We start from the raw sequence: 26990 nt of genomic DNA, 5'->3' as shown, positions 1-26990 counted from the left end.
CTAGGCTCGAGGCATGAAGTCGAGGGGAAGTCGAACACGCGCCGTCGCCGCGCGACCGCGTCGAGTGCTGGTGGCGCTGCTGATCGGCGGTGTCGTCGCATCCGTGCTGTCGGCCTGTCTGCCCGCCTACCGCGAGTCCGACGATTTCGCCGAGTGGATGAGCGGGCGCCCGTCCGTCGCGAGCGTCGAGTTGAGTCGCACCGGGAAGTCGCGGATCGGCGATCTGCGCATCACCGCGAAGGGCGATCCCGCCCAGGCGATCGAGGGGATCGGGCGCGACGTCATCGATCACGCGGCCGATCAGGGCGGCGCCTTCTCTGACGTGCGCATCGACGCCGGGCCGATCACCGTGCTGCTGCCGTCGCTCGACCGGACGAAGCCCGAGGGTGGCGACGCGAAGCTCGCCATCGCGGCGTGGGCCGCGACCGTCGACGGCCTGCGCTGGGCCCGCATCGACCGCGACGTCACCCGGCTCGGCGTCGCCCAGGGCACGGCGAGATCGGTCGTGCAGAGCGGGTTCCGCGAGCTGCGCGACGCCCGCCTCGACAGCCGCTACCAGCTGATCGCCCAGTCACCCGACGGGCGCGACTACATCAACGTCACGGCCGGCGACTCCGGCAAGCTCGACATCTTCGACGACGCGCTCGCCCGCTGGCCCGGCGCCGAGATCGCGATCGGACGCTCGCGCGGCTTCACCGACATCGGCTTCGACCTCTACGCCCCGGCCGACGCGCCCTTCGACGAGGTCGCGGCGGCGGTCGAGACGTCCGTGCCGGAGGGATCCCTGTCGAAGCTCGGCTGGGGCGGCATCGCCGGCAGCCCCGGCGTGCTGCGCCGCGCGCTGCGGCTCGCGCCCGAATCCACCGCGCTGGCGAGCGAGTTCGCGGGTTCGGCCGACATCGCCTGGGTCGAGCCCGCCGTCGATCGCACCCCGAGTCGGCTGCTGACCGTGATCGCGACGACGCGCGACGGCTGGGATCAGGCCCTCGCCCGGTTCCCGACCGACCCTGGCTGGGACGAGGTGACCTACCAGATGCACCGCGACGGGCAGATCGTCGCCACCGTCCCCGCCGCCTACGCCGTCGGCGTGCCGTTCGTCGCGGTCGTCCCCGACCTCGTGGGCGAGACGGCGGTGCTCAAGATCGATCTGAGCAAAGATCACCTCGACCTCGGGATCGACCCGCTCACCTCGACCGAGGAGGCCGAGCGCATCCTGAAGGCCGTGCAGGCCGGCATCGAGGGCACGAGCGACCGGGTGCGCATCTACCTCGACGACACGAGCCTCGGCTCGAAGGCGGTGCCGGCCGACTTCACCGTCGACGCCGACGGGCTGACTGCGGCGACCGACCTGCCGCATCCTGACCTGCAGCGCCGCCTCGAGGCGGCGTGGAAGAAGGTCGCCGTCTGATCCGGAGTGCTCCGTAAACCACTGCTGACGACGACGCGACCCGCAAACGATTTGGTCGGTTACCGAGTTGTGATCGTCTCAACTGTTGACCGCTCACGGTGCCCTGCACGAAGGTTGAGTCAGCGCGTACCCCCGGCGCGTTCGCTCGACTCCACCCGTCGGCGACCCGGAGGTCGCGTACTCGATGAGGAGGAAAGATGAGCAACTGGACTCGACGACGCCGGCTTCTCGTGCCGATGGCGTTCGCCGGCGCTGCAGCGCTGATTCTGGCGGGATGCGCGGAGAGCAGCGGGGACGGTGGCTCTGGCAAGACCACCGTCGAGATCTCCGGCGGCATCACGGGCGGTGAGGCCGACGCCCTGAACAAGTCCTTCGACCAGTTCACGAAAGACACCGGCATCAAGGTCAAGTACACCGGCGACAAGAGCTTCGAAGGCAACATCGTCACCAAGGTGACGGGTGGATCCGCCCCCGACATCGCGATCGTGCCGCAGCCCGGTCTGCTGAAGAGCCTCATCGGCACCGGCGAGGTCAAGGAGGCCAGCGACGCGGTCTCGAAGAACGTCGACAAGTACTGGGGCAAGGACTGGAAGGCCTACGGCACCGACGACGGCAAGTTCTACGCCGCGCCGATGCTGGCCAACCTGAAGGGCTACGTCTGGTACTCGCCGGCGAAGTTCAAGGAGTGGGGCGTTGAGGTCCCGCAGACCTGGGATGAGCTGATCGCCCTCACCAAGACGATCACCGAGAAGAGCGGCGGCCCCTCGTGGTGCGCCGGCTTCGCGTCCGACGCCGCGTCCGGCTGGCCGGGCACCGACTGGATCGAAGACCTCGTCCTGCGCCAGGCCGGCCCCGACACCTACGACGACTGGGTGTCCGGCAAGGTGAAGTTCACCGACCCGCAGATCAAGAAGGCCTTCGACTCGGTCGGCGAGATCCTGCTCAACCCGGAGTACGTCAACGCCGGCTTCGGCGACGTGAAGAGCATCAACTCGACGGCTTTCGGTGACGTCGCCGCCAAGGTCGCCGACGGCAGCTGCCCGATGACCCACCAGGCCTCGTTCCTCTCGGCGAACTTCCTCGAGACGAAGACCGCAGCGGGGGCGGCTCCGAAGATCGCTTCGGACGGCGACGTCTACGCCTTCGTGCTTCCCGGTGAGGAGGCCGGTCAGAAGTCGGTCGAGGCGGGCGGCGAGTTCGTCACCGGGTTCTCGGATGACGCGAACGTGCAGAAGGTCATCGAGTACATGTCGACCCCCGAGTGGGCGAACGCCCGCGTCAAGCTCGGCGGCGTGGTCTCGGCCAACAAGGGCGCCGACCCGAGCCTGGCCTCGAGCGAGTTCCTCACCGAGACGATGAAGACGCTGCAGAGCGACGACACCACGGTGCGCTTCGACGCCTCCGACCTGATGCCGGCGACCGTCGGCTCGGGCTCGTTCTGGAAGGGGATGGTCAACTGGATCGACGGCACCCCGACCGACAAGGTGCTGGCCGACATCCAGGCGGGATACGAGAACTGACCCGCTGAGCTCCCGGCCGGGGAGGGTGCAGAGCCCCTCCCCGGCCGGTGCTCCACCTCCGAGCTCCGCGAACCCCGAACACTCCTGACCCGCGCAGCGTCGCGCCGCGCAGGAAGGCGATCCCCATGGCCGTCGTCAGTCCGGGCGTCACCCGACGCCGTCGCATCCCCCGCAGCGTGACGGGGGCGATCGTGGCGGTGGCCGCGATCGGGATCGTCGCGCTCTTCCTCGTGCTGGTCACCCGGCCGGCCACGACGGGAGCGGTGCCCACGTCGCTGGGCTTCTCGCTCAACAGCTTCTTCCGCTTCCTCGGCGGCCTGCACCCGCTCGTGCAGATCCCGATCATGGTGGTCGCCTTCGCGGCGGTCGTGGCGATCATCCTCGTGCTGATCGAGTTCGCACCGCGCCCCGGCCGCGGCTACTTCGTGCTGAGGCTGGCCGCGTGCTTCCTCATCCCGGTGCTCGCGTTCATGATGCTGCGCCCGCTGCAGAACGCGACGCTGTACGTCGTCGGCATCGCGCTGCTCGCCGGCGCGCTGCTGTTCTTCGCCGACTACCGGGCGCGGGAAGGATCGGGCTACGTCTTCCAGCTGGTCATATTCCTGGCGCCGGCGGCACTGCTGCTGATCCTCGGGCTCGTCTACCCGGCCCTGTCGACGATCTGGCAGTCGTTCTTCGACAAGACCGGCAAGACCTTCGTCGGCCTCGAGAACTACGCCTGGACCTTCACGAACCCCGACGGCTTCTGGTCGGTCATCAACACGCTCATCTGGGCGCTCGTCGCCCCGGTCATCTCGACCGTCATCGGCCTCGTCTACGCCGTCTTCATCGACAAGGCGCGCGGCGAGAAGTTCCTCAAGGTGCTCGTCTTCATGCCGGTCGCGATCTCCTTCGTCGGCGCCGGCATCATCTGGAAGTTCGTCTACGACTACCGCGAGGGCTCGCAGATCGGTCTGCTCAACGCGATCGTCACCGGGCTCGGCGGGCAGCCGGTGTCGTGGCTGTCGAACGAGGTGCTCAACACCTTCTGCCTGCTGCTCGTCTTCATCTGGACGCAGACCGGCTTCGCGATGGTCATCCTGTCGGCGGCCATCAAAGGCGTGCCGACCGAGCAGATCGAGGCGGCGCGGCTGGACGGCGCGAACGCCTGGGAGGTCTTCCGCAATGTGACGGTGCCCGGCATCCGCTCGTCGGTGATCGTCGTGCTGACGACGATCACGATCGCGTCGCTGAAGGTCTACGACATCGTCGCGGTGATGACCGGCGGCCGGAACAACTCGACCGTGCTGGGCTTCGAGATGGTCAACCAGCAGCAGCGGTTCCAGAGCTACGGGCACTCCTCGGCACTGGCCGTGGTGCTGTTCCTGTTCGTGCTGCCGCTGATCATCTACAACGTGCGCCAGATGCGCAAGCAGAAGGAGGTGCGCTGATGACCGCCATCGACGAGCCCGGAATCCGCCGGGCCACGGCTCTGTCGGAGCGCGAGGTCAAGCGCCAGGAGCGCGAGGCGCGCAACAAGCTCACCTCCAAGGGCGCCACGATCGCCGCGATCGTGATCGCCATCATCTGGACGATCCCGACCTTCGGCCTCTTCGTGACATCGTTCCGTCCCGGTGCCGACTCCTCGTCGTCGGGCTGGTGGACGGTCTTCACGAACCCGTCGTTCACGCTCGACAACTACTTCTCGGCGTTGACGTCGGGCGGCACGGCGCTGACCCTGGGACAGTCGTTCATCAACTCGCTCGCGATCGCGATCCCGGCCACGCTCATCCCGATCGCGGTGGCGTCGCTCGCGGCGTACGCCTTCGCGTGGATCCCGTTCAAGGGTCGCAGCATCGCGTTCGTCGCGGTGTTCGCGCTGCAGATCGTGCCGATTCAGATGGCCCTCGTGCCCCTGCTGAGCCTGTTCTCGCGCGGACTCACGATCAACGGGGTGAGCGTGTTCCCCGGTTTCGACCTGCGCGACGCCGACCACAGCTTCGCGACGGTGTGGATCGCGCACGCGGTCTTCGCGATGCCGCTGGCGATCTTCCTGCTGCACAACTTCATCAGCGAGATCCCCGGCGAGATCATCGAGGCGGCGCGGGTGGACGGCGCGGGTCACGGGCAGATCTTCTTCCGGCTGATCCTGCCGCTCGCGATGCCGGCGATCGCCTCGTTCGCGATCTTCCAGTTCCTCTGGGTCTGGAACGACCTGCTCGTGGCGACGATCTTCGCGCCGTCGTCATCCCTGCCCCTGACGCAGACGCTGAACTCGCTCTCCGGCTCCTGGGGCGCTCAGTGGTACCTGCAGTCGGCGGGCGCGTTCATCTCGATCATCGTGCCGCTGGTCGTGTTCTTCTCGCTGCAGCGCTTCTTCGTGCGCGGCCTGCTGGCCGGCGCGACGAAGGGCTGATCGCGACAGAGGAGTGATCGGCGCGGAGGGCGTCGACACGGATCGGGCCCGGCGGGGGAATCAGCTCTCCCCGCCGGGCCCGAGTCATGGGCGGATCGTGCGCGGCCCTGCGGCGGCGCGGCGATCCGATCGCGCGCGCGTCAGTCGAGTGGCGCGAGGATGCGGCCGTCGACACCCGAGACGCGCAGCACGGCGCGCGAGGCGCTGCGCTCGATCCGCTCGGCGTTGACGCCGTCGACGTCGTGCGCCCAGGCGGTCGCGGCCTCGACGCTGCGGCCGTGCCGGGTGTGCCGGTCGACGAGCCGGTCGACCCGCGCGTCGTCGGGCGCGGCGCAGAACCACGCCTCGTCGAACAGCTCGATCATGCGATCCCAGGGCTCGGCGTCGTCGAGCAGGTAGTTGCCCTCGACGATCACGATGCGGTGCTGGGGCTCGATCGCGAGCTCGCCGGCGACGCCCTCGTCCACCTCGCGGCGGAAGCTCGGCGCGTAGACGGTGTGATCCCACTCGCGGCGCACCCGACCGAGCAGCGCGAGGAAGCCCCAGCCGTCGAAGGTGTCGATGGCGCCCTTGCGGTCGTGGATGCCGAGCCGATCGAGGGTGGCGTTCGCGAGGTGGAAGCCATCGAGCGGCAGGTACCCGGCGATCGCGTCGGGGTGCTGAGCGGAGCCGTCGGCGACACCGGCGCGCTCGTTGAGCCGCGCGACGAGGGCTTTCGCCAGGGTCGTCTTGCCGGCGCCCGGGCTGCCGGCGATGCCGATCAGCACCCGGCCGCCGTCGCCGAGCAGCGCGCGCGCCCGGTCGGCGAGCTGCTCGAGCCCGGGGATGGCGGGGCCGGCCGCGTCCGCGTGCTCAGCCACGCAGTCCCACCGCCTCGAGCTGGTTCTCGAGGAAGCGGCGGGCGTGATCGGCGAGAGCCGGGCCGTCGTTCCAGAGGTTGCGCCAGATCGCGAGGTCGTTCGAGAGCGTCGGCGAGACGACGGCCGACGAGAACGACTCGAAGGTGATCGGGCCGCGGTAGTCGATGTCGGCGAGCGCGTGGAAGAAGGCGCCGAAGTCGAGGTGACCCGAGCCGAGGAAGCCGCGGTGGTTCTCGCCGATGTGCACGTAGCCGAGGCGATTGCCGACGAGGTGGACAGGACGCACGAGATCATCCTCCTCGATGTTCATGTGGTACGTGTCGAGGTGGATCAGCACGTTGTCGGCCGCGATGTCGTCGGCGAGGCGCAGCGCATCCGCCGCCGTGTTGATCACGTTGGTCTCGTAGCGGTTGCAGATCTCGAGCCCGAGGGTCATCGAGTGCGACGCGGCCTCGGCGGCGAGCTCCTTCAGCACGGCGACGACGTTGGCGCGACCGGCAGCGGTGAGCTGGTGGCCGTACTTGCCGAGCGCGCTGTAGAGCGCGCCGGTGAAGTGGGTGCCGCCGAGCTCGCGGGTGATGCGCAGCGAGTCCTGCAGCAGCGCCGCACCGCGGGCCACGACCTCGGGGTCGTCGCTCGAGACGTCGGCGTCGAAGGCGAGCCCGCGCGAGCAGACGATGCCGAGTCCGGCGGCCGAGAGCGCGTCGCGGGCGGCGTCCACGTCGAGGTTGGCGCTGTCGTGCAGCGAGAGCTCGAGGTTGTCGTAGCCGGCGGCGGTGGTCGCGGCGACGAGCCGCTCGAACTCGGCCGGAGTGGTGCCGCCTTCGAAGACGAGTGCGTGGACGCCGAGCGCGTTGGTGGTGGACATGGATGCTCCTGGAGGGTCGGGACGGTGAGTCGGTGGGGCCGGCGGTCAGGCCGCGGCGGAGGGCGCGCTGCCCTCGCGTTCGGCGATGAGCCCGTCGAGGCGTGAGCGCAGGAAGTCGTGCGAGCGGCGGGCGACGCGGTCGGCGTCGCTCCACATCGGGCGCCAGAGCCCGATGTCGATCTGGTCGGCGGCGGGCATGATCGCGCTCGAGAACGACTCGACCGTGATCGGCCCCGCGAAGCCCTGGCCGACGAGGCGGCGCAGCAGCGCATCCCAGTCGAGGCGCCCGGTGCCGAGCTCGCCGCGGTGGCTCTCGCTCGCGTGGATGTAGCCGAGCCGGCCACCGGCGACCGCCGCGGCGTCGGCCACGTCGATCTCCTCGATCGCCGCGTGGAAGGTGTCGAGGTGCACGACCGCGTTGGGCTCGCCGAGCTCGTCGAGGTACTCGAGCGTCTGCGCCGCGGTGTTCAGCAGGTTCGACTCGTAGCGGTTCACGTACTCGACGCCGAGCGTGACGCCGACGTCGGCGGCGCGTCGCGCGGTGCGGCGCAGCGCCGCGAGCGAGCTGCGACGGCCGGCAGCCGTCGGCAGGCTGAGATAGCGGCCCATCTGCGAGTAGATGACGCCGCCGAGGAAGTCGGCGCCAAGGGCGGCGGCGTGGTCGACGGCCGCGGCGAGGCGGGCCTCTCCGCGGGCGGCGGCCGCCGCATCCTCGCTGTTCACGTCCTCGTCGGCGCGCAGCGCGAGCGACACCGTCGGGCGCAGACCGTGCCGCTCGAGGGCGGCCCGCGTGAAGTCGACCGTGTCGGGGCCGGATACGGGCAGCTCGATCAGATCGAAGCCCGCGGCGGCGGCGCCGCCGATCGCGCGCTCCGCCTGCTCGGGCGACCAGCCGGCGCCCCAGAGCCCGGAGTGCACGCCGAGCGGACTGCGCTCGGCGGCTGCGTCGGCGCTCACGTCAGGCCGCCTTCGCGCCGGTGATGAGCGAGACCAGCTCGTCGCCGCTCGTCTCGGCGATGCGCCGCTCGGCGACCGCGTTGCCGGCGCGCATCACCCAGACGTGGTCGGCCAGGCGCATGACCTGGTCGAAGTTGTGGCTGATGAGCAGCACGGCGACGCCCTGGTCGCGCAGCTTGCGGACGATCTGCTCCACGCGCTCGGTCTCCTGCACGCCGAGCGCCGCGGTGGGCTCGTCCATGATCACGATCTTGCTGCCCCATCCGGCGGCGCGGGCGATCGCGACGGCCTGACGCTGGCCTCCCGAGAGGCGGCGCACCCGGCTGCCGACCGGCGGCACGTTGACGGCGAGGTCGCCGAGCATGGTCGAGGCCGTCTGCTTCATGGCGGCGCGGTCGAGCCAGCGCAGCGGGCCGACGCCCTTCGTCTTCTCACGGCCGAGGAAGAAGTTCTGCCACACGGTCAGCTCCTCGACCAGCGCGAGGTTCTGCTGCACGGTCTCGATGCCGAGCTTCTGCGCGGCCTTCGGGGTGTCGAGAGAGACGACCTCGCCGTCGAGCGTGATGGTGCCCGAGTCGGGGCGGTGGATGCCGGAGATGGTGCGCACGAGCGTCGACTTGCCGGCGCCGTTGTCGCCGATGAGCGCGGTGATCTCGCCGCGGCGCATCGTGATCGAGGCGCCTTTGAGGGCGTGCACGCCGCCGAACGACTTGCGGATGTCGGTGGCCTGGAGGATGAGGTCTGCGGTCGTCATCGACGTGCTCATTTCTTCTGGAAGCGGGTCAGCAGCGCGGCGAGCACCACGACGAGGCCGACGGCGACGGGCTGGTAGAACTGCGAGACGCCGAGCAGGGTGAGCCCGTTGGCGAGTGCGGTGAGCAGGAGTGCGCCGAGGATGGGGCCGACGATCTTGGCGCGGCCGCCGGTGAGGCTGACGCCGCCGAGCACGACCGCGGCGATCGAGTTGAGCAGGTAGCTGGTGTTGATCGTGGGCTCGGCGGCGCCGACGCGGGCGACGAGCAGCAGCGCGGCGAGGCCGGCGAGCACGGCCGAGATGACGTAGACGGCGATCCGCACGCGGGTGGCGCTGATGCCGTTGGCGACGGCGCTCTCCTCGCTGCCGCCCACCGCCTGCACGTGCAGGCCGAAGCGGGTGCGGAACATGACGAACCAGCCGAGCACGCCCACGACCGCGGCGATGATGATCGGGTAGCCGAAGACGCCGACCGAGCCGGTGGTGATGCGCAGCAGCTCGATGCTGGTGACCTGGATCGGCTTGCCCGCCGAGAGGATGAGCGCGGCGCCGGTCGCGAGCGAGAGCGTGCCGAGGGTGGCGATGAAGTCGGTCACCTTGCCGCTCGCGATGAGCAGGCCGTTGATGACGCCGATGACCGTCGAGGCGATGATCGCGAGCAGGGCCGAGGCGATGAAGCCCGCGCCGGCCTGCCAGGCGAGGCCGAAGCCCACCGCCCCGACGGTCATGGTGGCCGAGATCGAGAGGTCGATCCCGCCGGTGGTGATGACGAACGACTGGGCGACGCCGAGGATCACGAGGATCGCGGCGGCGACCAGCATCGCCTTGATGTTCCCGGGGCTGAGGAAGGTCGGGCTGAGCGCGGCGAACACGACGACCAGCACGAGGAGTCCGATCGGTGCGGCGTTCTCGGCCCAGAAGCTGAGCCGGCGGGCTTCGCCGAGGGCGGATCGCACGGCGCTCGGCCGGGCGATGTCGGGCTGGGTGGTGGTCACGGTGCTCCCTGGTGCTTCCTGTTTCCGGTGGTGTGGATGCGCTCCTTACTTGAGGAGCTTCTCCAGCGGGTTGTCGAAGCTCTCGAAGGGCTGCGGGAACTTCGCGAGAGCGGTGTCGGCCTTGTCGGGCGTGACGAGCGCGGTCGGCGACTCGACGTTCGCGGGCAGCTTGCCGCCCTGGATCGCGACCTGGCAGGCCTGCACGCCGAGCGTTCCGACGGCGTAGGGGTACTGGGCGACGGTCGCGCTGAGGCCGCCGTCCTTGACCGACTGCAGCGCATCCTTGTTGCCGTCGACGCTGACGACGACGACCTTGCCGGTGAGCCCGGCGTTCTCGACGGCCTTGACGATGCCGAGGCCCATGTCGTCGTTCGCGGCGAAGAAGGCGGCGATGCCGGGGTTGGCGGCGAGGATGTCGGTCGCGGTGGTCAGCGCCTTCTCGCGGTTCCAGTCGGCGGCCGACTCCTGCACGACGTCGAGCTTGCCGTCGATCGCGGCCTTGAAGCCGTCGACGCGGGCGGCGCTGGTGACGTCGCCGGAGATGCCGCCGATGATGGCGATCTTCGAGCCTGCCGCGACCTTGCTCGCGACGAAGTCGCCGGCCTTGCCGCCGGCCTTGGTGTTGTCGGTGCCGATGTAGGTGGCGATCTTGACGCCGCCGGCCTTGGCGGCCTTCTCGTCGACGGGCTGGTCGATGTTGACGATCGGCTTGTCGGCGGCGGAGACCTGGGCGAGGCCCTGCACGAGGTTGCTGCCGCTGATCGGGTTGACGATGAAGCAGCCGAAGTCCTGTCCGGCGAGCGTCGTGAGCTTGTCGGCCTGGCCGGTCGTGTCGGTGATGTCGGCGGCGGCCTGCACGGTGGCCGAGACCTTGTCGGCCTTGGCGGTGTCGTCGATGCCGTCTTCCATCGCCTGGAAGAAGGGGTTGTCGAGGCCCTTGATGACGGCGGCGACCTTGGTCGATCCGCTGTCGGAGGCGCCGCCTCCGGTGGAGCAGCCCGCGAGTGCGAGCGCGAGGACGCCGATCGGGAGGAGCACGCGGGCCGCGCGCTTCGCTGTCGCTTCGTTGCTGAACATGTCGACCCTCAGGGTTCGGGGCACCACTGCGTGCCAGTGGGGGAGAAGCTACGGGAACTTTTGATTATCTGCAACACAAAAGTCTGCTGGCTTTTGATCACTTGTTGGGTAAGGTAGGGCCACACCTCGCAACGGAGCCGCCATGACCGCAGTGCCGATCGCCCCCTTCGGCGACGTCCTCGCGCTGTTCCGCGACCGTGCCGAGCTCAGCCGCACCGAGGTGATGGAGCTGACCGGACTCTCGCGCTCGACCGTGAACGGCCGGCTGACCGCGCTCGCCGACGCCGGCCTCATCGAGGAGATCGGGGGAGGGGAGTCGACCGGGGGCCGGCCCTCCAGCCGTTTCGCCTTCCGCGCCGACCGCGCCGTCGTGATCGCCGCCGACATCGGTGCCACCGGGCTGACCGTCGGCGTCTGCGACCTCGCGGGCGAGCCGCTGCGTCACGTCTCGCGCGCGATCGACGTGTGGCAGGGCCCCGAGGCGGTGCTCGCCGAGGTCGCCTCCGCCGTCGACGAGCTCGCGATCGCCGACGAGGTCTGGGGCGTCGGAGTCGGGGTCCCCGGTCCGGTCGAGTTCGCCGCCGGCCGCGTCGTCAACCCGCCGATCATGACCGGATGGGACGGCTTCGACATCGCCGGCTGGTTCGGCGCGCGCTGGGCCGTGCCGGTCGTCGTCGAGAACGACGCGAACGCGCGCGCGGTCGCCGAGGCTCGCGCGATCGGCAGCGACAACCTCATCAGCCTGAAGCTGGGCACCGGCGTCGGCAGCGGACTCGTGTTCAACGGCGCGATCATCCGCGGCAGCGATGGTGCCGCCGGCGACGTCGGCCACACCCGCTCCACCGCCGCCGACGACGAGAACCCGCTGCCCTGCCGCTGCGGCAACCTCGGCTGCGTCGAGGCCTATGCCGGCGGATGGGCGCTGCGCCGCGACCTCGATGAGCTCGGCATCGCCACCGCGAGCGTCGCCGACCTGGTCGAGCAGGTGCGCCGTGGGCAGGCCGAGGCGGTGCAGGCCGTGCGTCGCGCCGGCCGTGTTCTGGGCGATGCGATCGCGGGACTCGTCAGCGTGCTGAACCCGGCCACGATCGTGCTCTCCGGTCTACTCGCGGACACGGGGGAGGTGCTGCTGTCGGGCATCCGCGAGCGCGTCTACCAGCGTGCCGCCCCGCTCGCGACGCGCAACCTCGAGATCCGTCTGTCGACGATCGGCGAACTGGTCGGCGTGCGCGGGCTGGCCCTCGTCGCCGCCGACCGCGTGCTCGCGCACGAGGCCGGGGTCGGCGCCGCCTGAACCGGCTCGAGGGGATGTGGCGCGCCGGCTGTGAGCGCAACCTCCTCCCGCTGGATGCCGACTGCGCGCTCGCGCGCCAGGGAGCGCCCGCGATCTAGCGTCAGCGCATGCGATTGCGCCGCAGCGACTCCGCCGGACCGGGATACCGCCGCGTCGCCTCCGGCCGCGGCTTCAGCTACCGGGATGCCGACGGCACGACCGTGCGCGACGCCGAGCTGCGGGCGCGCTTCGACGCCCTCGCGATCCCGCCCGCCTGGACCGAGGTGTGGATCGCCCCGTTCCCCAACGGGCACATCCAGGCCACCGGTGTCGACGGCGCCGGCCGGCGGCAGTACATCTACCACCCGACCTGGCGCGAGCAGAAGGACCGCATCAAGCACGACCGCGCCCTCGCGCTCGCCGAGACGCTGCCGGCCGCGCGACGCCAGGTCACGATCGACCTGCGCCGCGACGACGGGGTGGGCGTGAGCCGCGAGCGGGCGCTCGCCGCCGCGTTCCGGATGCTCGACACCGGCAGCCTGCGCGTCGGGTCGGAGCAGTACGCCAGCTCCCACGGCTCCTTCGGGCTGTCGACCCTGCTCGGCGCGCACGTGACGGTGCGCGGCGGCGACACCGTCGAGCTGCGCTTCCCGGCGAAGAGCGGGCAGGAGTGGGAATCCGACATCCGCGACGTCGATCTCGCCGCCGTGGTCGCGCGGCTCAAGCGCCGCGGCGGCCGAGCGCGGCTGCTGGCCTGGCGCGACGACCGGGGCTGGCACCCGCTCGCCGCCGCCGAGATCAACGAGGATGTGCGGGCGCGCACCGGTGGCGACTTCACGGCCAAGGACTTCCGCACGCTCCACGGCACGGTCGCCGCGGCCGTCAGCCTCGCGAAGCACGGGCCGGAGCGCACGCCGACCGCCCGCAAGCGCGCGATCGCGCAGGCGATGCGCGACGCCTCCGCCGTGCTCAGCAACACCCCCGCGATCGCACGGGCGAGCTACGTCGATCCCCGCATCCTCGATCTCTACGCCGACGGCGTGACGATCGACCCGGGCCGCATCGGATCGGCCGAGTCGGAGCTGCGCGCGCTCCTCTTCTCCTAGCGAGGTTCGCCGCACCGGGCGGGCACCGGTCCCGCCCGGGCGAGCACTGATGCGGGCTGCCGCGACCCGGAGAGAGGATGGCTCGCATCCCCCGGGAATCCGGGCCGGGCGCGACACGCCGAACGCGACACGCCCGGGTTGCACGGCGCCGCGGCGCTGTGGCAGACTCTCCTAGTTCAACATTCCGTGCGCGTGCGCGCGGATCACTGCCAGTGCAGTGCACAACCCCCGAAGCCAGGTCCCCGCGACCGGCTCTCGCGAGAGGTTGGGCCTCGGGCAGCAGAGCACAGCTTCAATCGAATCCGACTCCGCGGATGCCTGCCAGCCAGGAACACCTTGGAGTGGCGTGTGCCGAGTGCGGTTGTTTCCGCACGGAGTCCGCAGGACGCGGATTGACAGAAGAACAGTGGTGCGCCAGCAGAAGTGCTGCGCAAGGCGGACAGGCCAGACCTGTGCGCCGAGCAGATAGAAGAGAGTTGAGTATGGCCGGACAGAAGATCCGCATCCGACTGAAGTCGTACGACCACGCAGGTCTCGACGCGTCGGCCCGCAAGATCGTCGACACCGTCACCCGCGCCGGAGCGACCGTCGTCGGTCCGGTCCCGCTGCCGACGGAGAAGAACGTGGTGGTTGTCATCCGCAGCCCCCACAAGTACAAGGACTCCCGCGAGCACTTCGAGAAGCGCACCCACAAGCGCCTGATCGACATCGTCGACCCGACGCCGAAGGCCGTGGACTCGCTCATGCGTCTCGACCTGCCGGCGGACGTCAACATCGAGATCAAGCTCTAAACCCGAGCTCCCACCAGAAGGATTCCCATGTCTGCTCTCAAGACGACCAAGGGTCTGCTGGGCACCAAGCTCGGCATGACCCAGGTCTGGGACGAGAACAACAAGCTCGTTCCCGTGACCGTGGTCCAGATCACCCCCAACGTCGTGACCCAGATCCGCTCGCAGGAGGTCGACGGCTACACCGCCGTGCAGATCGCCTACGGCCAGATCGACCCGCGCAAGGTCAACAAGCCCACGGGCGGCCACTTCGAGAAGGCCGGCGTCACGCCGCGCCGTCACCTCACCGAGGTCCGCACCCCCGATGCTGCCGAGTACACGCTCGGACAGGAGCTCGCCGTCGACATCTTCGAGGCCGGCCAGTACGTCGACGTCGTCGGCACCAGCAAGGGCAAGGGCTTCGCCGGTGTCATGAAGCGCCACAACTTCAAGGGCGTCTCCGCTTCGCACGGTGCGCACCGCAACCACCGCAAGCCGGGCTCCATCGGCGCCTCCTCGACCCCCAGCCGTGTCTTCAAGGGCATGCGCATGGCCGGTCGCATGGGTGGCGACCGCGTCACGGTGCAGGGCCTCAAGGTCCACGCCGTCGACCTGGAGAAGGGCCTCATCCTGGTCAAGGGCGCCGTTCCCGGCGCTCGTGGCCGCATCGTCTTCGTCCGCACCGCCGTGAAGGAGAAGTGATCATGGCTGACGCAACCCTCGACGTCGTCGACGCGAAGGGCAAGAAGGCCGGATCGGTCGAGCTGCCCGCGTCGATCTTCGACGTGCAGACCAACGTGCCCCTCATCCACCAGGTGGTGACCGCGCAGCTCGCCGCCGCGCGTCAGGGCACGCACAAGACCAAGAACCGCGGAGAGGTCTCCGGCGCCGGTCGCAAGCCGTTCAAGCAGAAGGGAACCGGTCGCAGCCGTCAGGGCTCGATCCGCGCCCCCGAGCACACCGGCGGTGGCGTCGTGCACGGCCCGGTGCCGCGCGACTACAGCCAGCGCACCCCCAAGAAGATGATCGCCGCTGCTCTGCTCGGCCTTCTCTCGGACCGTGCCCGCGGCCAGCGCCTCCACGTGATCGCCGACTTCGGCATCGACACCCCGTCGACCAAGGACGCCGTCGCGGTTCTCACCGGCCTCAAGGCCGACAAGAACGTGCTGATCGTCCTCGAGCGCGATGACGAGACCGGCCTGAAGAGCGTGCGCAACATCCCGTCGGTGCACGTGCTCTTCGCCGACCAGCTCAACGCCTACGACGTCGTCGTCAGCGACGACATCGTCTTCACCAAGGCTGCGTTCGACGGCTTCGTCGCCGCGAAGACCGCCGCCAAGCAGGAGGTCTCCGCATGAGCGGCTACAACAAGGACCCGCGCGACATCATCATCGCGCCGGTCGTGAGCGAGAAGAGCTACGGCCTGATCGACGACGGCAAGTACACCTTCGTCGTCGACCCCCGCTCGAACAAGACCGAGATCAAGCTGGCGATCGAGAAGATCTTCGGCGTCAAGGTCGCCTCGGTGAACACGCTGAACCGCACCGGCAAGACCCGCCGCACGCGCTTCGGCCTCGGCAAGCGCAAGGACACCAAGCGCGCGATCGTCACCCTCAAGTCCGGCTCGATCGACATCTTCACGGCTGTCGGATAAGGCCGAAGGAGACAGACACATGGCTATTCGCAAGTACAAGCCGACGACCCCCGGTCGTCGTGGCTCCTCGGTCGCTGACTTCGCCGAGATCACCCGCTCGACCCCGGAGAAGTCGCTGCTGCGTCCGCTCACCAAGAGCGGCGGCCGCAACAACACCGGTCGCATCACGACCCGTCACATCGGTGGTGGCCACAAGCGCCAGTACCGCGTCATCGACTTCCGTCGCAATGACAAGGACGGCGTCAACGCCAAGGTCGCGCACATCGAGTACGACCCCAACCGCACGGCGCGCATCGCGCTGCTCCACTTCGTGGACGGCACCAAGCGCTACATCCTCGCGCCGAACAAGCTGCAGCAGGGCGACATCATCGAGTCGGGCCCCGGCGCCGACATCAAGCCCGGCAACAACCTGCCGCTGAAGAACATCCCTGTGGGTACCGTCATCCACGCGATCGAGCTCCGCCCCGGCGGAGGCGCCAAGCTGGCCCGCTCGGCCGGCGCCTCGGTGCGTCTCGTCGCGAAGGACGGCCCCTACGCCCAGCTGCGCCTGCCCTCGGGCGAGATCCGCAACGTCGATCTGCGCAACCGCGCGACGATCGGCGAGGTCGGCAACGCCGAGCAGTCGAACATCAACTGGGGCAAGGCCGGCCGTCTGCGCTGGAAGGGCGTCCGCCCGACCGTCCGCGGTGTCGCGATGAACCCGATCGACCACCCGCACGGTGGTGGTGAGGGCAAGACCTCCGGTGGTCGTCACCCGGTCAGCCCCTGGGGCCAGGCCGAGGGACGCACCCGTCGCCCCAACAAGGAGAGCGACAAGCTCATCGTCCGCCGCCGTAACGCCGGCAAGAAGCGCTAAGGGAAGTTGTAGAAGATGCCGCGCAGTCTCAAGAAGGGCCCCTTCGTCGACGACCACCTGCTTCGCAAGGTGCAGGTCGCGAACGAGGCCAACAGCAAGAACGTGATCAAGACCTGGTCGCGCCGCTCGATGATCATCCCGGCGATGCTGGGCCACACCATCGCGGTGCATGACGGACGCAAGCACATCCCCGTGTTCGTGACCGAGACCATGGTCGGCCACAAGCTCGGCGAGTTCGCGCCGACCCGCACCTTCCGCGGTCACGAGAAGGACGACAAGAAGGGCCGTCGCCGCTAAGGCGACACGAGGAGGAGAGAGAAATGGTGGAGTCCATCGCCCGCGTGCGACACATCCGCGTCACGCCTCAGAAGGCCCGTCGCGTCATCGCCCTGATCAAGGGCAAGCAGGCTCAGGAGGCCCTGGCCATCCTGAAGTTCGCGCCGCAGGGTGCGAGCGAGCCGATCTACAAGCTCGTCGCGTCCGCCGTTGCGAACGCCCGCGTCAAGGCGGATGCGAGCAACCAGTACCTCGACGAGCAGGACCTGTTCGTGTCGGGTGCCTGGGTCGACGAGGGTGCTACCCGCAAGCGGTTCCAGCCGCGTGCGCAGGGTCGCGCCTTCAAGATCCTGAAGCGCACCAGCCACATCACGGTCGTGCTCTCGACCCCTGACGAGCTCACGGACGCGACCCCGGTCGCCGCCGGCAGCAAGAAGGCGAGCAAGTAATGGGCCAGAAGGTCAACCCGTACGGCTTCCGTCTCGGCATCACCACCGACCACACCTCGCGTTGGTTCGCCGACTCGACCAAGCCGGGTCAGCGCTACGCCGACTACGTGGCCGAGGACGTGCGCATCCGTCGTCTGCTCACCACGCAGCTCGACCGCGCCGGTGTCGCCAAGATCGAGATCGAGCGCACCCGCGACCGCGTGCGTGTGGACATCCACACCGCGCGTCCCGGCATCGTCATCGGCCGCCGCGGCGCCGAGGCCGAGCGCATCCGCGCCGACCTGGAGAAGCTCACCAAGAAGCAGATCCAGCTCAACATCCTCGAGGTGAAGAACCCCGAGGCCGAGGCCCAGCTCGTCGCGCAGGGCATCGCCGAGCAGCTCTCCGCCCGTGTCGCGTTCCGTCGCGCCATGCGCAAGGGCCTGCAGGGCGCGCAGCGCGCCGGCGCCAAGGGCATCCGCATCCAGGTCTCCGGCCGCCTCGGCGGCGCGGAGATGTCCCGCTCGGAGTTCTACCGCGAGGGCCGCGTGCCCCTGCACACGCTGCGCGCGAACATCGACTACGGCTTCTACGAGGCCAAGACGACGTTCGGCCGCATCGGCGTGAAGGTCTGGATCTACAAGGGCGACATCACCAACAAGGAACTCGCTCGCGAGCAGGCGTCTCAGAAGTCGTCGCGCCCCGAGCGTCGTGACGGCGGCCGTGGCCGCGGCCCCCGCAACGCCGAGGCCGCCCCCGCCACCGCAGGAGCTGAGGCGTAAACCATGCTGATTCCCCGTAAGGTCAAGCACCGCAAGCAGCACCACCCCGGCCGTTCCGGCCAGGCGACCGGTGGCACGAAGGTCAGCTTCGGCGAGTTCGGCATCCAGGCTCTGACGCCCGCGTATGTCACGAACCGTCAGATCGAGGCCGCTCGTATCGCCATGACGCGCCACATCAAGCGCGGCGGAAAGGTGTGGATCAACATCTACCCCGACCGCCCGCTGACCAAGAAGCCCGCCGAGACCCGCATGGGTTCGGGTAAGGGCTCGCCGGAGTGGTGGGTCGCGAACGTCAAGCCGGGCCGCGTCCTCTTCGAGGTCGCCGGCGTCGACGAGGAGCTCGCCCGTGGCGCGCTTCTCCGTGCAATCCACAAGCTGCCGCTCAAGGCACGCATCATCAAGCGCGAGGAGGGCGACGCGTAATGTCCGTCGGATCCAAGGAGCTCGCCCCTGTCGAGCTCGACACCTTCGAGGACGAGCGTCTCGTCGAAGAGCTGAAGAAGGCCAAGGAGGAGCTGTTCAACCTGCGCTTCCAGTCGGCCACCGGCCAGCTCGAGAGCCACGGCCGCCTGCGCGCCGTGAAGCGCGACATCGCTCGCATCTACACCGTCATCCGTGAGCGCGAGCTCGGCATCCGTGCCACGCCCGTCGCCGCCGAGGTGCCGGCCACGAAGAAGAAGTCCACCAAGAAGGCTGCCGCCGACGAGGCGCCCGCCGACGAGACCGCCGAGGAGGCGAGCAAGTAATGGCGAAGGTCGAGAAGGCCGAAGCGGGTCACGAGCACGCCGCTCACGACGTCCGCGACGAGGCCGCCCGTGGCTACCGCAAGGTGCGTCGCGGCTACGTGACCAGCGACAAGATGGAGAAGACCATCGTCGTCGAGGTCGAGGACCGCGTTAAGCACCCGCTGTACGGCAAGGTCATCCGCCGCACCTCCAAGGTGAAGGCCCACGACGAGACCAACAGCGCCGGCATCGGCGACCTGGTCGTCATCGCCGAGACCCGACCGCTGTCGGCGTCGAAGCGCTGGCGTCTGGTCGAGATCGCGGAGAAGGCGAAGTAACCCATGATCCAGCAGGAATCCCGCCTCAAGGTCGCCGACAACACCGGCGCCAAGGAGCTGCTCACCATCCGCGTGCTCGGCGGCTCCGGCCGTCGCTACGCCGGCCTCGGTGACGTCATCGTCGCCACGGTCAAGGATGCGATCCCCGGCGGCAACGTGAAGAAGGGCGACGTCGTCAAGGCGGTCATCGTCCGCACCCGCAAGGAGACCCGTCGTCCCGACGGCTCCTACATCAAGTTCGACGAGAACGCCGCCGTGATCCTGAAGGGCGACGGGGACCCCCGTGGCACCCGCATCTTCGGACCGGTCGGCCGTGAGCTTCGCGACAAGAAGTTCATGAAGATCATCTCGCTGGCCCCGGAGGTCATCTAACTCATGGCGAAGATCAAGAAGGGCGACCTGGTCCAGGTGATCAGCGGCGCCACTCAGGCTCGCGGTGGAGACCGCGGCAAGCAGGGCAAGGTCATCGAGGTCCTCACCGAGCGCAACCGCGTCGTGGTCGAGGGCGTCAACTACGTCACCAAGCACGTGAAGGTCGGCCAGACCCAGCGCGGCACCAAGACCGGTGGCATCGAGACCCACGAGGCCCCCATCCACATCTCGAACGTCGCCCTCGTCGACCCGAAGACCAAGAAGCCGACCCGCGTCGGCCACAAGGTCGAGACGGTCGAGAAGGACGGCGTCAAGAAGCAGGTTCGCGTTCGCTACGCGAAGAAGTCCGGAGAGAACCTCTGATGAGTGAGACTGCTGTGGCTGGCAAAATCCAGCCCCGCCTGAAGTCCAAGTACCGCGCCGAGATCGTCAAGCAGCTCACCGAGCAGTTCGGCTACACGAACCCGCACCAGGTCCCCGGCCTGGTCAAGGTCGTCGTGAACACCGGTGTCGGCGAGGCCGCCCGTGACTCGAAGGTCATCGAGGGCGCCGTGGCGGACCTGACCGCGATCACCGGCCAGAAGCCGATCGTGACGAAGGCCCGCAAGTCGATCGCCCAGTTCAAGCTGCGCGAGGGCATGCCGATCGGCGCCCACGTCACGCTGCGCGGCGACCGCGCCTGGGAGTTCACAGACCGCCTGATCTCGCTCGCCCTGCCTCGCATCCGCGACTTCCGCGGCCTCAGCGACAAGCAGTTCGACGGCAACGGCAACTACACGTTCGGCATCTCGGAGCAGAGCATCTTCCACGAGATCAACCAGGACCGCATCGACCGCGTCCGCGGTTTCGACATCACCGTCGTCACCACGGCGAAGAACGACGACGAGGGTCGTGCGCTGCTCCGCGCGCTCGGCTTCCCGTTCGTGAAGGCCGACGCCTGATCCTCTTGTAGGATCAGAGGTCGACAACCCGGCCGGCTCCGGCCGGCCGGGTTTCCCTAGAGAAGGTCGGCAGCGGTGTACCGCTCGCCGAAACCGACTACAGAAAGCAGATAAACCATGACGATGACCGATCCGGTCGCTGACATGCTGACCCGGCTGCGCAACGCGAACTCGGCTTTCCACGACAGCGTCTCGCTGCCGTCGTCGAAGCTCAAGGCGCGCATCGCCGACATCCTCAAGCGCGAGGGATACATCGCCGACTGGAAGGTCGAGGCGGCTCGCGTGGGCGAGACCCTCACCATCGACCTGAAGTACGGCCCGAACCGCGAGCGGTCGATCGCCGGCATCAAGCGCGTGTCGAAGCCCGGCCTGCGCGTCTACGCCCGCTCGACCGAGATCCCCCACGTGCTGGGCGGCCTCGGCGTGGCGATCCTGTCCACCTCCTCGGGTCTGCTGACCGACCGCGAGGCGACTTCGAAGGGCGTGGGTGGGGAAGTCCTCGCCTACGTGTGGTGATCTGACATGTCGCGAATCGGACGACTCCCCATCGACATCCCCTCGGGTGTGACGATCTCGGTCGACGGCCAGGCCGTCGCGGTGAAGGGCCCTAAGGGCGAGCTCTCGCTCGTCGTGGCGAGCCCCATCGAGGTCAAGCTCGAGGACAACCAGGTGCTGGTCTCGCGCCCCGACGACGAGCGCGCCTCGCGCTCGCTGCACGGCCTGACCCGCACGCTCATCGCCAACCAGATCGTCGGCGTGACCGAGGGCTACTCCAAGGGCCTCGAGGTCGTCGGAACTGGTTACCGCGTGACCGCCAAGGGCAGCTCGGTCGAGTTCGCCCTCGGCTACTCGCACTCCATCACGGTGGACCCGCCCGCGGGCATCACCTTCGAGGTGGAGGGCAACAACAAGCTGACCGTCCGTGGCATCGACAAGCAGGCCGTGGGCGAGGTCGCCGCGAACATCCGCAAGCTGCGCAAGCCGGAGCCCTACAAGGGCAAGGGCGTGCGCTACGCGGGCGAGGTCGTTCGCCGCAAGGCCGGAAAGAGCGGTAAGTAATCATGGCTATCACTTCCAAGAGCGCCCAGCGCAACCGCCGCCACGCGCGTCTGCGCAAGCGCATCGTCGGCTCGGCCGAGCGTCCGCGCCTCGTCGTGACCCGCTCGGCGCGTCACGTCTTCGTGCAGGTCGTCGACGACACGGTCGGCAAGACCGTCGCGAGCGCCTCGACTCTCGAGGCCGACCTCCGCGCCTTCGAGGGCGACAAGACCGCCAAGGCCCGCAAGGTCGGCGAGCTCGTCGCCGAGCGCGCCAAGCAGGCCGGTATCGACACCGTGGTCTTCGACCGTGGTGGAAACAAGTACGCCGGTCGTGTCGCCGCGATCGCCGAGGGAGCTCGAGAGGGCGGGTTGAACCTGTGACCGACGCAACGAACCAGAACGAGGCCGCTGAGCCGGCCAAGGCCAGCCAGGCCGAGCAGACGAACGTCGCCACGGTCAACGAGGCGCCGGTCGAGACCGCCGCCGGCACCCAGGCGCCGACCAACGAGCGCGAGGGTCGCCGCGGCGGCGGCCGTGGCCGCAACGACCGCAACGACCGCAACTCGCGGGGCGGTCGCGACAGCGACAGCCAGTTCCTCGAGCGCGTCGTGACCATCAACCGCGTGTCGAAGGTCGTCAAGGGCGGTCGTCGCTTCAGCTTCACCGCGCTCGTCGTCGTCGGCGACGGCAACGGGCTGGTGGGCGTCGGCTACGGCAAGGCCCGCGAGGTCCCGCTGGCGATCAGCAAGGGCGTCGAGGAGGCGAAGAAGAACTTCTTCCGCGTGCCTCGCGTCGCCGCGACGATCCCGCACCCGGTTCAGGGTGAGGCCGCCGCCGGCGTCGTGCTCCTGCGTCCGGCCGCCGCCGGTACCGGTGTCATCGCCGGTGGCCCGGTGCGTGCCGTGCTCGAGTGCGCCGGCATCCACGACGTGCTGTCGAAGTCGCTCGGCTCGTCGAACACGATCAACATCGTCCACGCGACGGTGGAGGCGCTCAAGCAGCTCGAAGAGCCGCGCGCCGTCGCCGCCCGTCGTGGCCTGGAGTTCGAGGATGTTGCCCCGGAGCGCCTGGTGCGCGCCGAGGCCGACGCTCGCGCTGCAGCTACCGCTAAGGCAGGTGCCTGATGGCCGCGCGTCTCAAGGTGACCCAGATCAAGTCCGTGATCAGTGAGAAGCAGAACCAGCGCGACACGCTGCGCAGCCTCGGTCTCAAGCGCATCGGCGACACCGTCGTGCGCGAGGACACGCAGGCGAACCGCGGCTACGTGCGCACTGTCGCTCACCTGGTGAAGGTCGAGGAGATTGACTGATGGCTGACGACAAGGCCACGAAGGACGAGGCCGAGAAGGCCCCCGCCAAGAAGGCTGCGGCCAAGCCCGCCGCCGAGAAGAAGGCTCCGGCTGCCAAGGCCGCCGCCGAGAAGCCGGCTGCCGAGAAGAAGGCGCCCGCCGCCAAGAAGCCGGCTGCCGCCAAGGCCGACGCCCCCGCTGCCGCGGAGAAGTCGACCACGGCTGCGAAGCCGGCCGCCAAGAAGACCCCCGCTGCGAAGAAGGAGGAGGTCGCCGCGCGTCCTCAGGTGCTCAAGGCGCACCACCTCCGTCCCGCCGCCGGGTCGAAGAAGGACCGCACCCGCGTCGGACGCGGTGAGGGCTCGAAGGGCAAGACCGCCGGTCGCGGTACCAAGGGAACCAAGGCGCGCTACCAGGTGCGTCCGGGCCTCGAGGGCGGCAACCTGAACTCGGTCATGCGCGCTCCGAAGCTCCGCGGCTTCAAGAACCCGTTCCGGGTGGAGTACCAGGTCGTCAACCTCGAGAAGCTCGCTGAGCTGTACCCGAAGGGCGGCGACGTCACCATCGGCGACCTCGTCGCCAAGGGCGCGGTTCGCAAGAACGAGAAGGTCAAGGTTCTGGGCGACGGCGAGATTGCAGTTAAGCTGAACGTCGCGGTCGACAAGGTCTCGAGCTCTGCTGAGCAGAAGATCGTCGCCGCCGGCGGCTCGATCAAGTAGTCGACGCCGAGGCGGTCCGGCAGCCCACCAGCTGTCGGACCGCCTCAGCCGGATCCCTCCGGCGCCCCACCAATCCGGAAGGATCTCCCCAGTGTTCAGTGCCGTCGCGCGGATCTTCCGGACGCCTGACCTGCGACGCAAGATCGCATTCACGATCGGCATCGTCGCGCTGTTCCGCATCGGCTCGTTCATTCCGGCCCCGTTCGTCGATTTCGACAACGTGACGGCGTGTGTGAACGGTCAGGCCGGCGCATCGGGTCTCTACACCCTCGTCAACCTCTTCAGCGGCGGAGCGCTGCTGAAGCTCTCGATCTTCGCGCTCGGCATCATGCCGTACATCACCGCGTCGATCATCGTGCAGCTGCTGCGCGTGGTCATCCCCCGCTTCGACACCCTCTACAAGGAAGGACAGGCGGGCCAGGCCAAGCTGACGCAGTACACGCGCTACCTCACGATCGCGCTCGGCATCCTGCAGTCGACGACGCTGATCACGGTCGCCCGCTCCGGCGCCCTGTTCTCGGGCTCGGGCACCGCCTCGGCCGAGTGCTCGTCGATCATCACGGCCGACGGCTCGACCTGGTACGGCATCCTGCTCATGGTCATCACCATGACCGCCGGAACCGGCCTGATCATGTGGATGGGCGAGCTCATCACCGAGCGCGGCATCGGCAACGGCATGTCGCTGCTGATCTTCACCTCGATCGCCGCCCAGTTCCCGAGCGCGCTCATCTCGATCTTCCAGCAGCGCGGCATCGAGACGCTGATCCTGGTCATCCTGATCGGCATCCTCATCGTCGCGGCGGTCATCTTCGTCGAGCAGTCGCAACGACGCATCCCGGTGCAGTACGCGAAGCGGATGGTGGGTCGCCGAACCTACGGCGGCAACAACACGTACATCCCGATCAAGGTCAACATGGCCGGCGTCGTGCCCGTGATCTTCGCCTCGTCGCTGCTGTACCTGCCGGCGCTCATCGCGCAGTTCAACGCGCCGCCGGCCGGCAAGGCCGCTCAGCCCTGGGTGCAGTGGATCACCGACTACCTCACGCGCGGTGACCACCCGCTGTACATGGCGCTGTACTTCCTGCTCATCGTCGGGTTCACCTACTTCTACGTCGCGATCACCTTCAACCCCGAAGAGGTCGCCGACAACATGAAGAAGTACGGCGGCTTCATTCCGGGCATCCGCGCCGGGCGACCGACGGCCGAGTACCTCGACTACGTGCTGACCCGCGTGACCCTGCCGGGCTCGATCTACCTCGGCCTCATCGCGCTCATCCCGCTGATCGCCCTGGTGGCCATCAACGCGAACCAGAACTTCCCCTTCGGCGGAACGAGCATCCTGATCATGGTCGGCGTCGGCCTCGAGACGGTGAAGCAGATCGACTCGCAGCTGCAGCAGCGCCACTACGAGGGGCTTCTGCGATGACCCGACTGCTCATCGTCGGCCCGCCGGGAGTGGGCAAGGGCACGCAAGCCGAGCGCATCGTCGCCGCCTACGGGATCCCCACGATCTCGACGGGCGACATCTTCCGCGCCAACATCAAGAACGAGACCGAGCTCGGACTCCGGGTGAAGGCGATCGTGGATGCCGGCGACTACGTTCCGGACGAGCTCACGAACGAGCTCGTCACCGACCGCCTGTCGGAGGCGGACGCCGGGCAGGGCTTCCTGCTCGACGGCTACCCCCGAACGACGCAGCAGGTGTCGTACCTGGATGAGCTGCTCTCCTCGCACGGTCACGAGCTCGACGCCGTGGTGCGTCTGGTCGCCGATCGCGACGAAATCGTCACCCGGCTGCGCAAGCGCGCGGTCGAGCAGGGGCGTCTCGACGACTCGGAAGAGGCGATCGCCCACCGCCAGGACGTCTACGCCCGCGAGACCGAGCCACTGATCGCGGCTTACCGCGACCGCGGCCTTCTGGTCGAGGTCGACGGCCTCGGCACCGTCGACGAGGTGACGCAGCGCGTCTTCACGGCGCTCGCCTCGCGCGGCATCGACCGCGTCAGCGCCTGAGCCGACCGCTCCTCGAACGGCCCCGACATCTCCGCAGCGGCGGGGGAGCCGGGGCCGTTCGTCGTCCCCGTCGTGCGAGCGGCGGGAGTGTAGCACCGGCTTGGCGAAAAGCCGTGTCATGGCGTAGGCTCTCCCCTTGGTGCTTTGTGCCCGCGTCTTCGCGCGCCACCGCACCGACAATCCCACCCGCATGACCTGCGGTCGAACGACGTAACGAAGAGGGTATGGCCAAGAAAGACGGAGTCATCGAGATCGAAGGATCCGTGCTCGAAGCGCTGCCCAACGCGATGTTCCGCGTTGAGCTCAGCAACGGACACAAGGTTCTCGCCCACATCTCGGGCAAGATGCGCCAGCACTACATCCGCATCCTCCCCGAGGACCGCGTGATCGTGGAGCTGAGCCCCTACGACCTGACCCGCGGCCGGATCGTCTACCGCTACAAGTAAGACCCGCTGGTCAGGTAACGGCCGCCCGCACCCGGGCGTGCACGAAGACAGCGAGAGAAGAAGAACATGAAGGTCAACCCGAGCGTCAAGCCGATCTGCGACCACTGCAAGGTGATCCGCCGCAACGGCCGCGTCATGGTGATCTGCAAGAGCAACCCGCGCCACAAGCAGCGCCAGGGCTGACGCCCCGGCCGCTCGCGGTCGGCGTCACTTGCACGAACCACAACTGAACAGAACAGATCGCGCCACCAGATTCCGACTCGCCACGCGAGCAGGAGGACACCTTGGGTTGGAGGCCCAGGCACCGGCGGCGCACCACACCTCCACGACAACCAGGAGAAGCCGACATGGCACGTCTCGCCGGCGTCGACATCCCGCGCGATAAGCGCGTGGAGGTCGCACTCACTTACATCTACGGGGTCGGACGCACTCGCGCGCTCGAGACCCTCAAGGAGACCGGGATCTCCGGTGACATCCGCGTCAAGGACCTGACCGACGACCAGCTCGTCGCGCTCCGCGACTACATCGAGGGCACCTTCAAGGTGGAGGGTGACCTGCGCCGCGAGGTGCAGGCCGACATCCGCCGCAAGGTCGAGATCGGCTCGTACGAGGGTCTCCGTCACCGCCGCGGCCTGCCGGTCCGCGGTCAGCGCACCAAGACCAACGCCCGCACGCGCAAGGGACCGAAGCGCACCGTCGCCGGCAAGAAGAAGGCAGGCAAGAAGTAATGGCCGCTCCCAAGTCCGCCGCGCGCAAGCCGCGCCGCAAGGAGAAGAAGAACATCGCCGTGGGCCAGGCCCACATCAAGTCGACGTTCAACAACACCATCGTGTCGATCACCGACCCCTCGGGCGCTGTCGTCAGCTGGGCCTCGTCGGGCAACGTGGGCTTCAAGGGCTCGCGCAAGTCGACCCCCTACGCCGCGCAGATGGCCGCCGAGTCGGCCGCCCGCCAGGCGCAGGAGCACGGCATGAAGAAGGTCGACGTCTTCGTGAAGGGCCCGGGCTCGGGTCGCGAGACGGCGATCCGCTCGCTCCAGGCCGCCGGCCTCGAGGTGGGCAGCATCAACGACGTGACGCCGCAGGCGCACAACGGATGCCGCCCCCCGAAGCGCCGCCGCGTGTGATGTGGG

38 protein-coding genes are annotated in these 26990 nt (G+C 68.8%); 32 read left to right on the top strand and 6 right to left on the bottom strand.

Annotation, left to right across the window (positions count from 1 at the left end):
• Positions 1-13 precede the first annotated feature (13 nt).
• The 4 genes from FJ657_RS14430 (at position 14) to FJ657_RS14415 (ending at position 5323) form a co-directional block, all read left to right on the top strand.
• A complete protein-coding gene (locus FJ657_RS14430; protein WP_141164402.1) occupies positions 14-1408 on the top strand; it encodes a hypothetical protein in 1395 nt (464 codons plus the stop codon).
• Positions 1409-1605: 197 nt separating this feature from the next.
• The gene (locus FJ657_RS14425; protein ID WP_141164401.1) at positions 1606-2928 is read left to right on the top strand and encodes an ABC transporter substrate-binding protein; all 1323 of its coding nucleotides are present in this window, start codon (positions 1606-1608) and stop codon (positions 2926-2928) included.
• Between the two features lie 125 nt (positions 2929-3053).
• The gene (locus FJ657_RS14420) at positions 3054-4358 is read left to right on the top strand and encodes a carbohydrate ABC transporter permease (protein WP_141164400.1); all 1305 of its coding nucleotides are present in this window, start codon (positions 3054-3056) and stop codon (positions 4356-4358) included.
• Positions 4358-5323, top strand: a complete 966-nt coding sequence (locus FJ657_RS14415; RefSeq protein ID WP_141164399.1) for a carbohydrate ABC transporter permease — start codon at positions 4358-4360, stop codon at positions 5321-5323. The genes FJ657_RS14420 and FJ657_RS14415 overlap by 1 nt, the downstream gene beginning before the upstream one ends.
• A gap of 140 nt (positions 5324-5463) precedes the next feature.
• Here FJ657_RS14415 and FJ657_RS14410 read toward each other — a convergent pair whose 3' ends face one another.
• Genes FJ657_RS14410 through FJ657_RS14385 form a run of 6 tightly spaced genes read right to left on the bottom strand, consistent with a single transcriptional unit; the run spans position 5464 to position 10834 of the window.
• Entirely contained in the window at positions 5464-6183 is a 720-nt protein-coding gene (locus FJ657_RS14410) for a nucleoside/nucleotide kinase family protein (RefSeq protein ID WP_141164398.1), read from the bottom strand.
• Positions 6176-7051 carry a sugar phosphate isomerase/epimerase family protein gene (locus tag FJ657_RS14405; RefSeq protein WP_141164397.1) on the bottom strand — a complete coding sequence of 292 codons (876 nt, stop codon included), beginning with the start codon at positions 7049-7051 and terminating at the stop codon, positions 6176-6178. The genes FJ657_RS14410 and FJ657_RS14405 overlap by 8 nt, the downstream gene beginning before the upstream one ends.
• 45 nt (positions 7052-7096) lie before the next feature.
• On the bottom strand, positions 7097-8008 hold the full coding sequence (locus tag FJ657_RS14400) for a sugar phosphate isomerase/epimerase family protein (protein WP_141164396.1): 912 nt from the start codon (positions 8006-8008) through the stop codon (positions 7097-7099).
• A gap of 1 nt (position 8009) precedes the next feature.
• Complete coding sequence (locus FJ657_RS14395) at positions 8010-8762, bottom strand: ATP-binding cassette domain-containing protein (RefSeq protein WP_141164395.1); 753 nt, start codon at positions 8760-8762, stop codon at positions 8010-8012.
• An 8-nt stretch (positions 8763-8770) separates the two neighbouring features.
• On the bottom strand, positions 8771-9757 hold the full coding sequence (locus tag FJ657_RS14390; protein ID WP_219995934.1) for an ABC transporter permease: 987 nt from the start codon (positions 9755-9757) through the stop codon (positions 8771-8773).
• Between the two features lie 45 nt (positions 9758-9802).
• A complete protein-coding gene (locus FJ657_RS14385) occupies positions 9803-10834 on the bottom strand; it encodes a sugar ABC transporter substrate-binding protein (protein WP_141164394.1) in 1032 nt (343 codons plus the stop codon).
• 142 nt (positions 10835-10976) lie between these two features.
• Here FJ657_RS14385 and FJ657_RS14380 point away from each other — a divergent pair, with 142 nt between their 5' ends.
• The 28 genes from FJ657_RS14380 (at position 10977) to rpsK (ending at position 26984) form a co-directional block, all read left to right on the top strand.
• Positions 10977-12128: an ROK family transcriptional regulator gene (locus FJ657_RS14380; RefSeq protein ID WP_141164393.1), complete on the top strand. Its 1152-nt coding sequence runs from the start codon at positions 10977-10979 to the stop codon at positions 12126-12128.
• 107 nt (positions 12129-12235) lie between these two features.
• Entirely contained in the window at positions 12236-13213 is a 978-nt protein-coding gene (locus tag FJ657_RS14375) for a DNA topoisomerase IB (protein ID WP_141164392.1), read from the top strand.
• Between the two features lie 482 nt (positions 13214-13695).
• Positions 13696-14004, top strand: a complete 309-nt coding sequence (gene rpsJ / locus FJ657_RS14370; protein WP_141145294.1) for a 30S ribosomal protein S10 — start codon at positions 13696-13698, stop codon at positions 14002-14004.
• Between the two features lie 27 nt (positions 14005-14031).
• Positions 14032-14682 carry a 50S ribosomal protein L3 gene (rplC, locus tag FJ657_RS14365; protein ID WP_141164391.1) on the top strand — a complete coding sequence of 217 codons (651 nt, stop codon included), beginning with the start codon at positions 14032-14034 and terminating at the stop codon, positions 14680-14682.
• 2 nt (positions 14683-14684) lie between these two features.
• On the top strand, positions 14685-15338 hold the full coding sequence (rplD, locus tag FJ657_RS14360; RefSeq protein ID WP_141164390.1) for a 50S ribosomal protein L4: 654 nt from the start codon (positions 14685-14687) through the stop codon (positions 15336-15338).
• Positions 15335-15634, top strand: coding sequence for a 50S ribosomal protein L23 (gene rplW, locus FJ657_RS14355; RefSeq protein ID WP_141164389.1), 300 nt, complete (start codon positions 15335-15337; stop codon positions 15632-15634). The genes rplD and rplW overlap by 4 nt, the downstream gene beginning before the upstream one ends.
• A 19-nt stretch (positions 15635-15653) precedes the next feature.
• Positions 15654-16490 (top strand): 50S ribosomal protein L2, encoded by an 837-nt coding sequence (gene rplB / locus FJ657_RS14350; protein WP_141164388.1) that lies wholly within the window; start codon positions 15654-15656, stop codon positions 16488-16490.
• A gap of 15 nt (positions 16491-16505) precedes the next feature.
• Positions 16506-16787 (top strand): 30S ribosomal protein S19, encoded by a 282-nt coding sequence (rpsS, locus tag FJ657_RS14345; protein ID WP_141164387.1) that lies wholly within the window; start codon positions 16506-16508, stop codon positions 16785-16787.
• 23 nt (positions 16788-16810) lie between these two features.
• On the top strand, positions 16811-17215 hold the full coding sequence (gene rplV, locus FJ657_RS14340) for a 50S ribosomal protein L22 (protein ID WP_141164386.1): 405 nt from the start codon (positions 16811-16813) through the stop codon (positions 17213-17215).
• Positions 17215-17976, top strand: coding sequence for a 30S ribosomal protein S3 (rpsC, locus tag FJ657_RS14335; RefSeq protein WP_141164385.1), 762 nt, complete (start codon positions 17215-17217; stop codon positions 17974-17976). The genes rplV and rpsC overlap by 1 nt, the downstream gene beginning before the upstream one ends.
• Positions 17977-17979: 3 nt before the next feature.
• The gene (gene rplP, locus FJ657_RS14330) at positions 17980-18399 is read left to right on the top strand and encodes a 50S ribosomal protein L16 (protein WP_141164384.1); all 420 of its coding nucleotides are present in this window, start codon (positions 17980-17982) and stop codon (positions 18397-18399) included.
• A complete protein-coding gene (gene rpmC, locus FJ657_RS14325; protein ID WP_141164383.1) occupies positions 18399-18722 on the top strand; it encodes a 50S ribosomal protein L29 in 324 nt (107 codons plus the stop codon). Before rplP ends, rpmC begins: the two co-directional genes overlap by 1 nt.
• Positions 18722-19039, top strand: coding sequence for a 30S ribosomal protein S17 (rpsQ, locus tag FJ657_RS14320; RefSeq protein ID WP_141164382.1), 318 nt, complete (start codon positions 18722-18724; stop codon positions 19037-19039). The genes rpmC and rpsQ overlap by 1 nt, the downstream gene beginning before the upstream one ends.
• Positions 19040-19042: 3 nt before the next feature.
• A complete protein-coding gene (gene rplN / locus FJ657_RS14315) occupies positions 19043-19411 on the top strand; it encodes a 50S ribosomal protein L14 (RefSeq protein WP_141145305.1) in 369 nt (122 codons plus the stop codon).
• 3 nt (positions 19412-19414) lie between these two features.
• A complete protein-coding gene (gene rplX / locus FJ657_RS14310) occupies positions 19415-19774 on the top strand; it encodes a 50S ribosomal protein L24 (RefSeq protein WP_141164381.1) in 360 nt (119 codons plus the stop codon).
• Positions 19774-20352 (top strand): 50S ribosomal protein L5, encoded by a 579-nt coding sequence (rplE, locus tag FJ657_RS14305; RefSeq protein ID WP_141164380.1) that lies wholly within the window; start codon positions 19774-19776, stop codon positions 20350-20352. The genes rplX and rplE overlap by 1 nt, the downstream gene beginning before the upstream one ends.
• A gap of 117 nt (positions 20353-20469) precedes the next feature.
• Positions 20470-20868 carry a 30S ribosomal protein S8 gene (rpsH, locus tag FJ657_RS14300; RefSeq protein WP_141164379.1) on the top strand — a complete coding sequence of 133 codons (399 nt, stop codon included), beginning with the start codon at positions 20470-20472 and terminating at the stop codon, positions 20866-20868.
• 6 nt (positions 20869-20874) lie between these two features.
• On the top strand, positions 20875-21411 hold the full coding sequence (gene rplF / locus FJ657_RS14295) for a 50S ribosomal protein L6 (protein WP_141164378.1): 537 nt from the start codon (positions 20875-20877) through the stop codon (positions 21409-21411).
• A 2-nt stretch (positions 21412-21413) separates the two neighbouring features.
• Complete coding sequence (gene rplR / locus FJ657_RS14290) at positions 21414-21773, top strand: 50S ribosomal protein L18 (protein WP_141164377.1); 360 nt, start codon at positions 21414-21416, stop codon at positions 21771-21773.
• Positions 21770-22516, top strand: a complete 747-nt coding sequence (rpsE, locus tag FJ657_RS14285; RefSeq protein WP_141164376.1) for a 30S ribosomal protein S5 — start codon at positions 21770-21772, stop codon at positions 22514-22516. Before rplR ends, rpsE begins: the two co-directional genes overlap by 4 nt.
• A complete protein-coding gene (rpmD, locus tag FJ657_RS14280) occupies positions 22516-22701 on the top strand; it encodes a 50S ribosomal protein L30 (RefSeq protein ID WP_141145312.1) in 186 nt (61 codons plus the stop codon). Before rpsE ends, rpmD begins: the two co-directional genes overlap by 1 nt.
• Complete coding sequence (gene rplO, locus FJ657_RS14275) at positions 22701-23399, top strand: 50S ribosomal protein L15 (protein ID WP_141164375.1); 699 nt, start codon at positions 22701-22703, stop codon at positions 23397-23399. The genes rpmD and rplO overlap by 1 nt, the downstream gene beginning before the upstream one ends.
• A gap of 91 nt (positions 23400-23490) precedes the next feature.
• The gene (gene secY, locus FJ657_RS14270; protein WP_141164374.1) at positions 23491-24825 is read left to right on the top strand and encodes a preprotein translocase subunit SecY; all 1335 of its coding nucleotides are present in this window, start codon (positions 23491-23493) and stop codon (positions 24823-24825) included.
• Entirely contained in the window at positions 24822-25412 is a 591-nt protein-coding gene (locus FJ657_RS14265) for an adenylate kinase (RefSeq protein WP_141164373.1), read from the top strand. The genes secY and FJ657_RS14265 overlap by 4 nt, the downstream gene beginning before the upstream one ends.
• A gap of 224 nt (positions 25413-25636) precedes the next feature.
• Positions 25637-25858: a translation initiation factor IF-1 gene (gene infA, locus FJ657_RS14260; RefSeq protein WP_100365313.1), complete on the top strand. Its 222-nt coding sequence runs from the start codon at positions 25637-25639 to the stop codon at positions 25856-25858.
• Between the two features lie 66 nt (positions 25859-25924).
• Positions 25925-26041: a 50S ribosomal protein L36 gene (rpmJ, locus tag FJ657_RS14255; protein WP_055821300.1), complete on the top strand. Its 117-nt coding sequence runs from the start codon at positions 25925-25927 to the stop codon at positions 26039-26041.
• 164 nt (positions 26042-26205) lie between these two features.
• Positions 26206-26586: a 30S ribosomal protein S13 gene (rpsM, locus tag FJ657_RS14250; RefSeq protein ID WP_141164372.1), complete on the top strand. Its 381-nt coding sequence runs from the start codon at positions 26206-26208 to the stop codon at positions 26584-26586.
• A complete protein-coding gene (gene rpsK, locus FJ657_RS14245) occupies positions 26586-26984 on the top strand; it encodes a 30S ribosomal protein S11 (RefSeq protein ID WP_141164371.1) in 399 nt (132 codons plus the stop codon). Before rpsM ends, rpsK begins: the two co-directional genes overlap by 1 nt.
• The last annotated feature ends 6 nt before the right edge of the window (positions 26985-26990 follow it).

It is taken from the genome of Schumannella soli, from assembly GCF_006517435.1.
In the GTDB taxonomy this organism is placed as follows: Bacteria; Actinomycetota; Actinomycetes; order Actinomycetales; family Microbacteriaceae; genus Schumannella; species Schumannella soli.
Note: the sequence above shows the minus strand (reverse complement) of the source record. Positions and strands in the feature narration are given on the sequence as shown.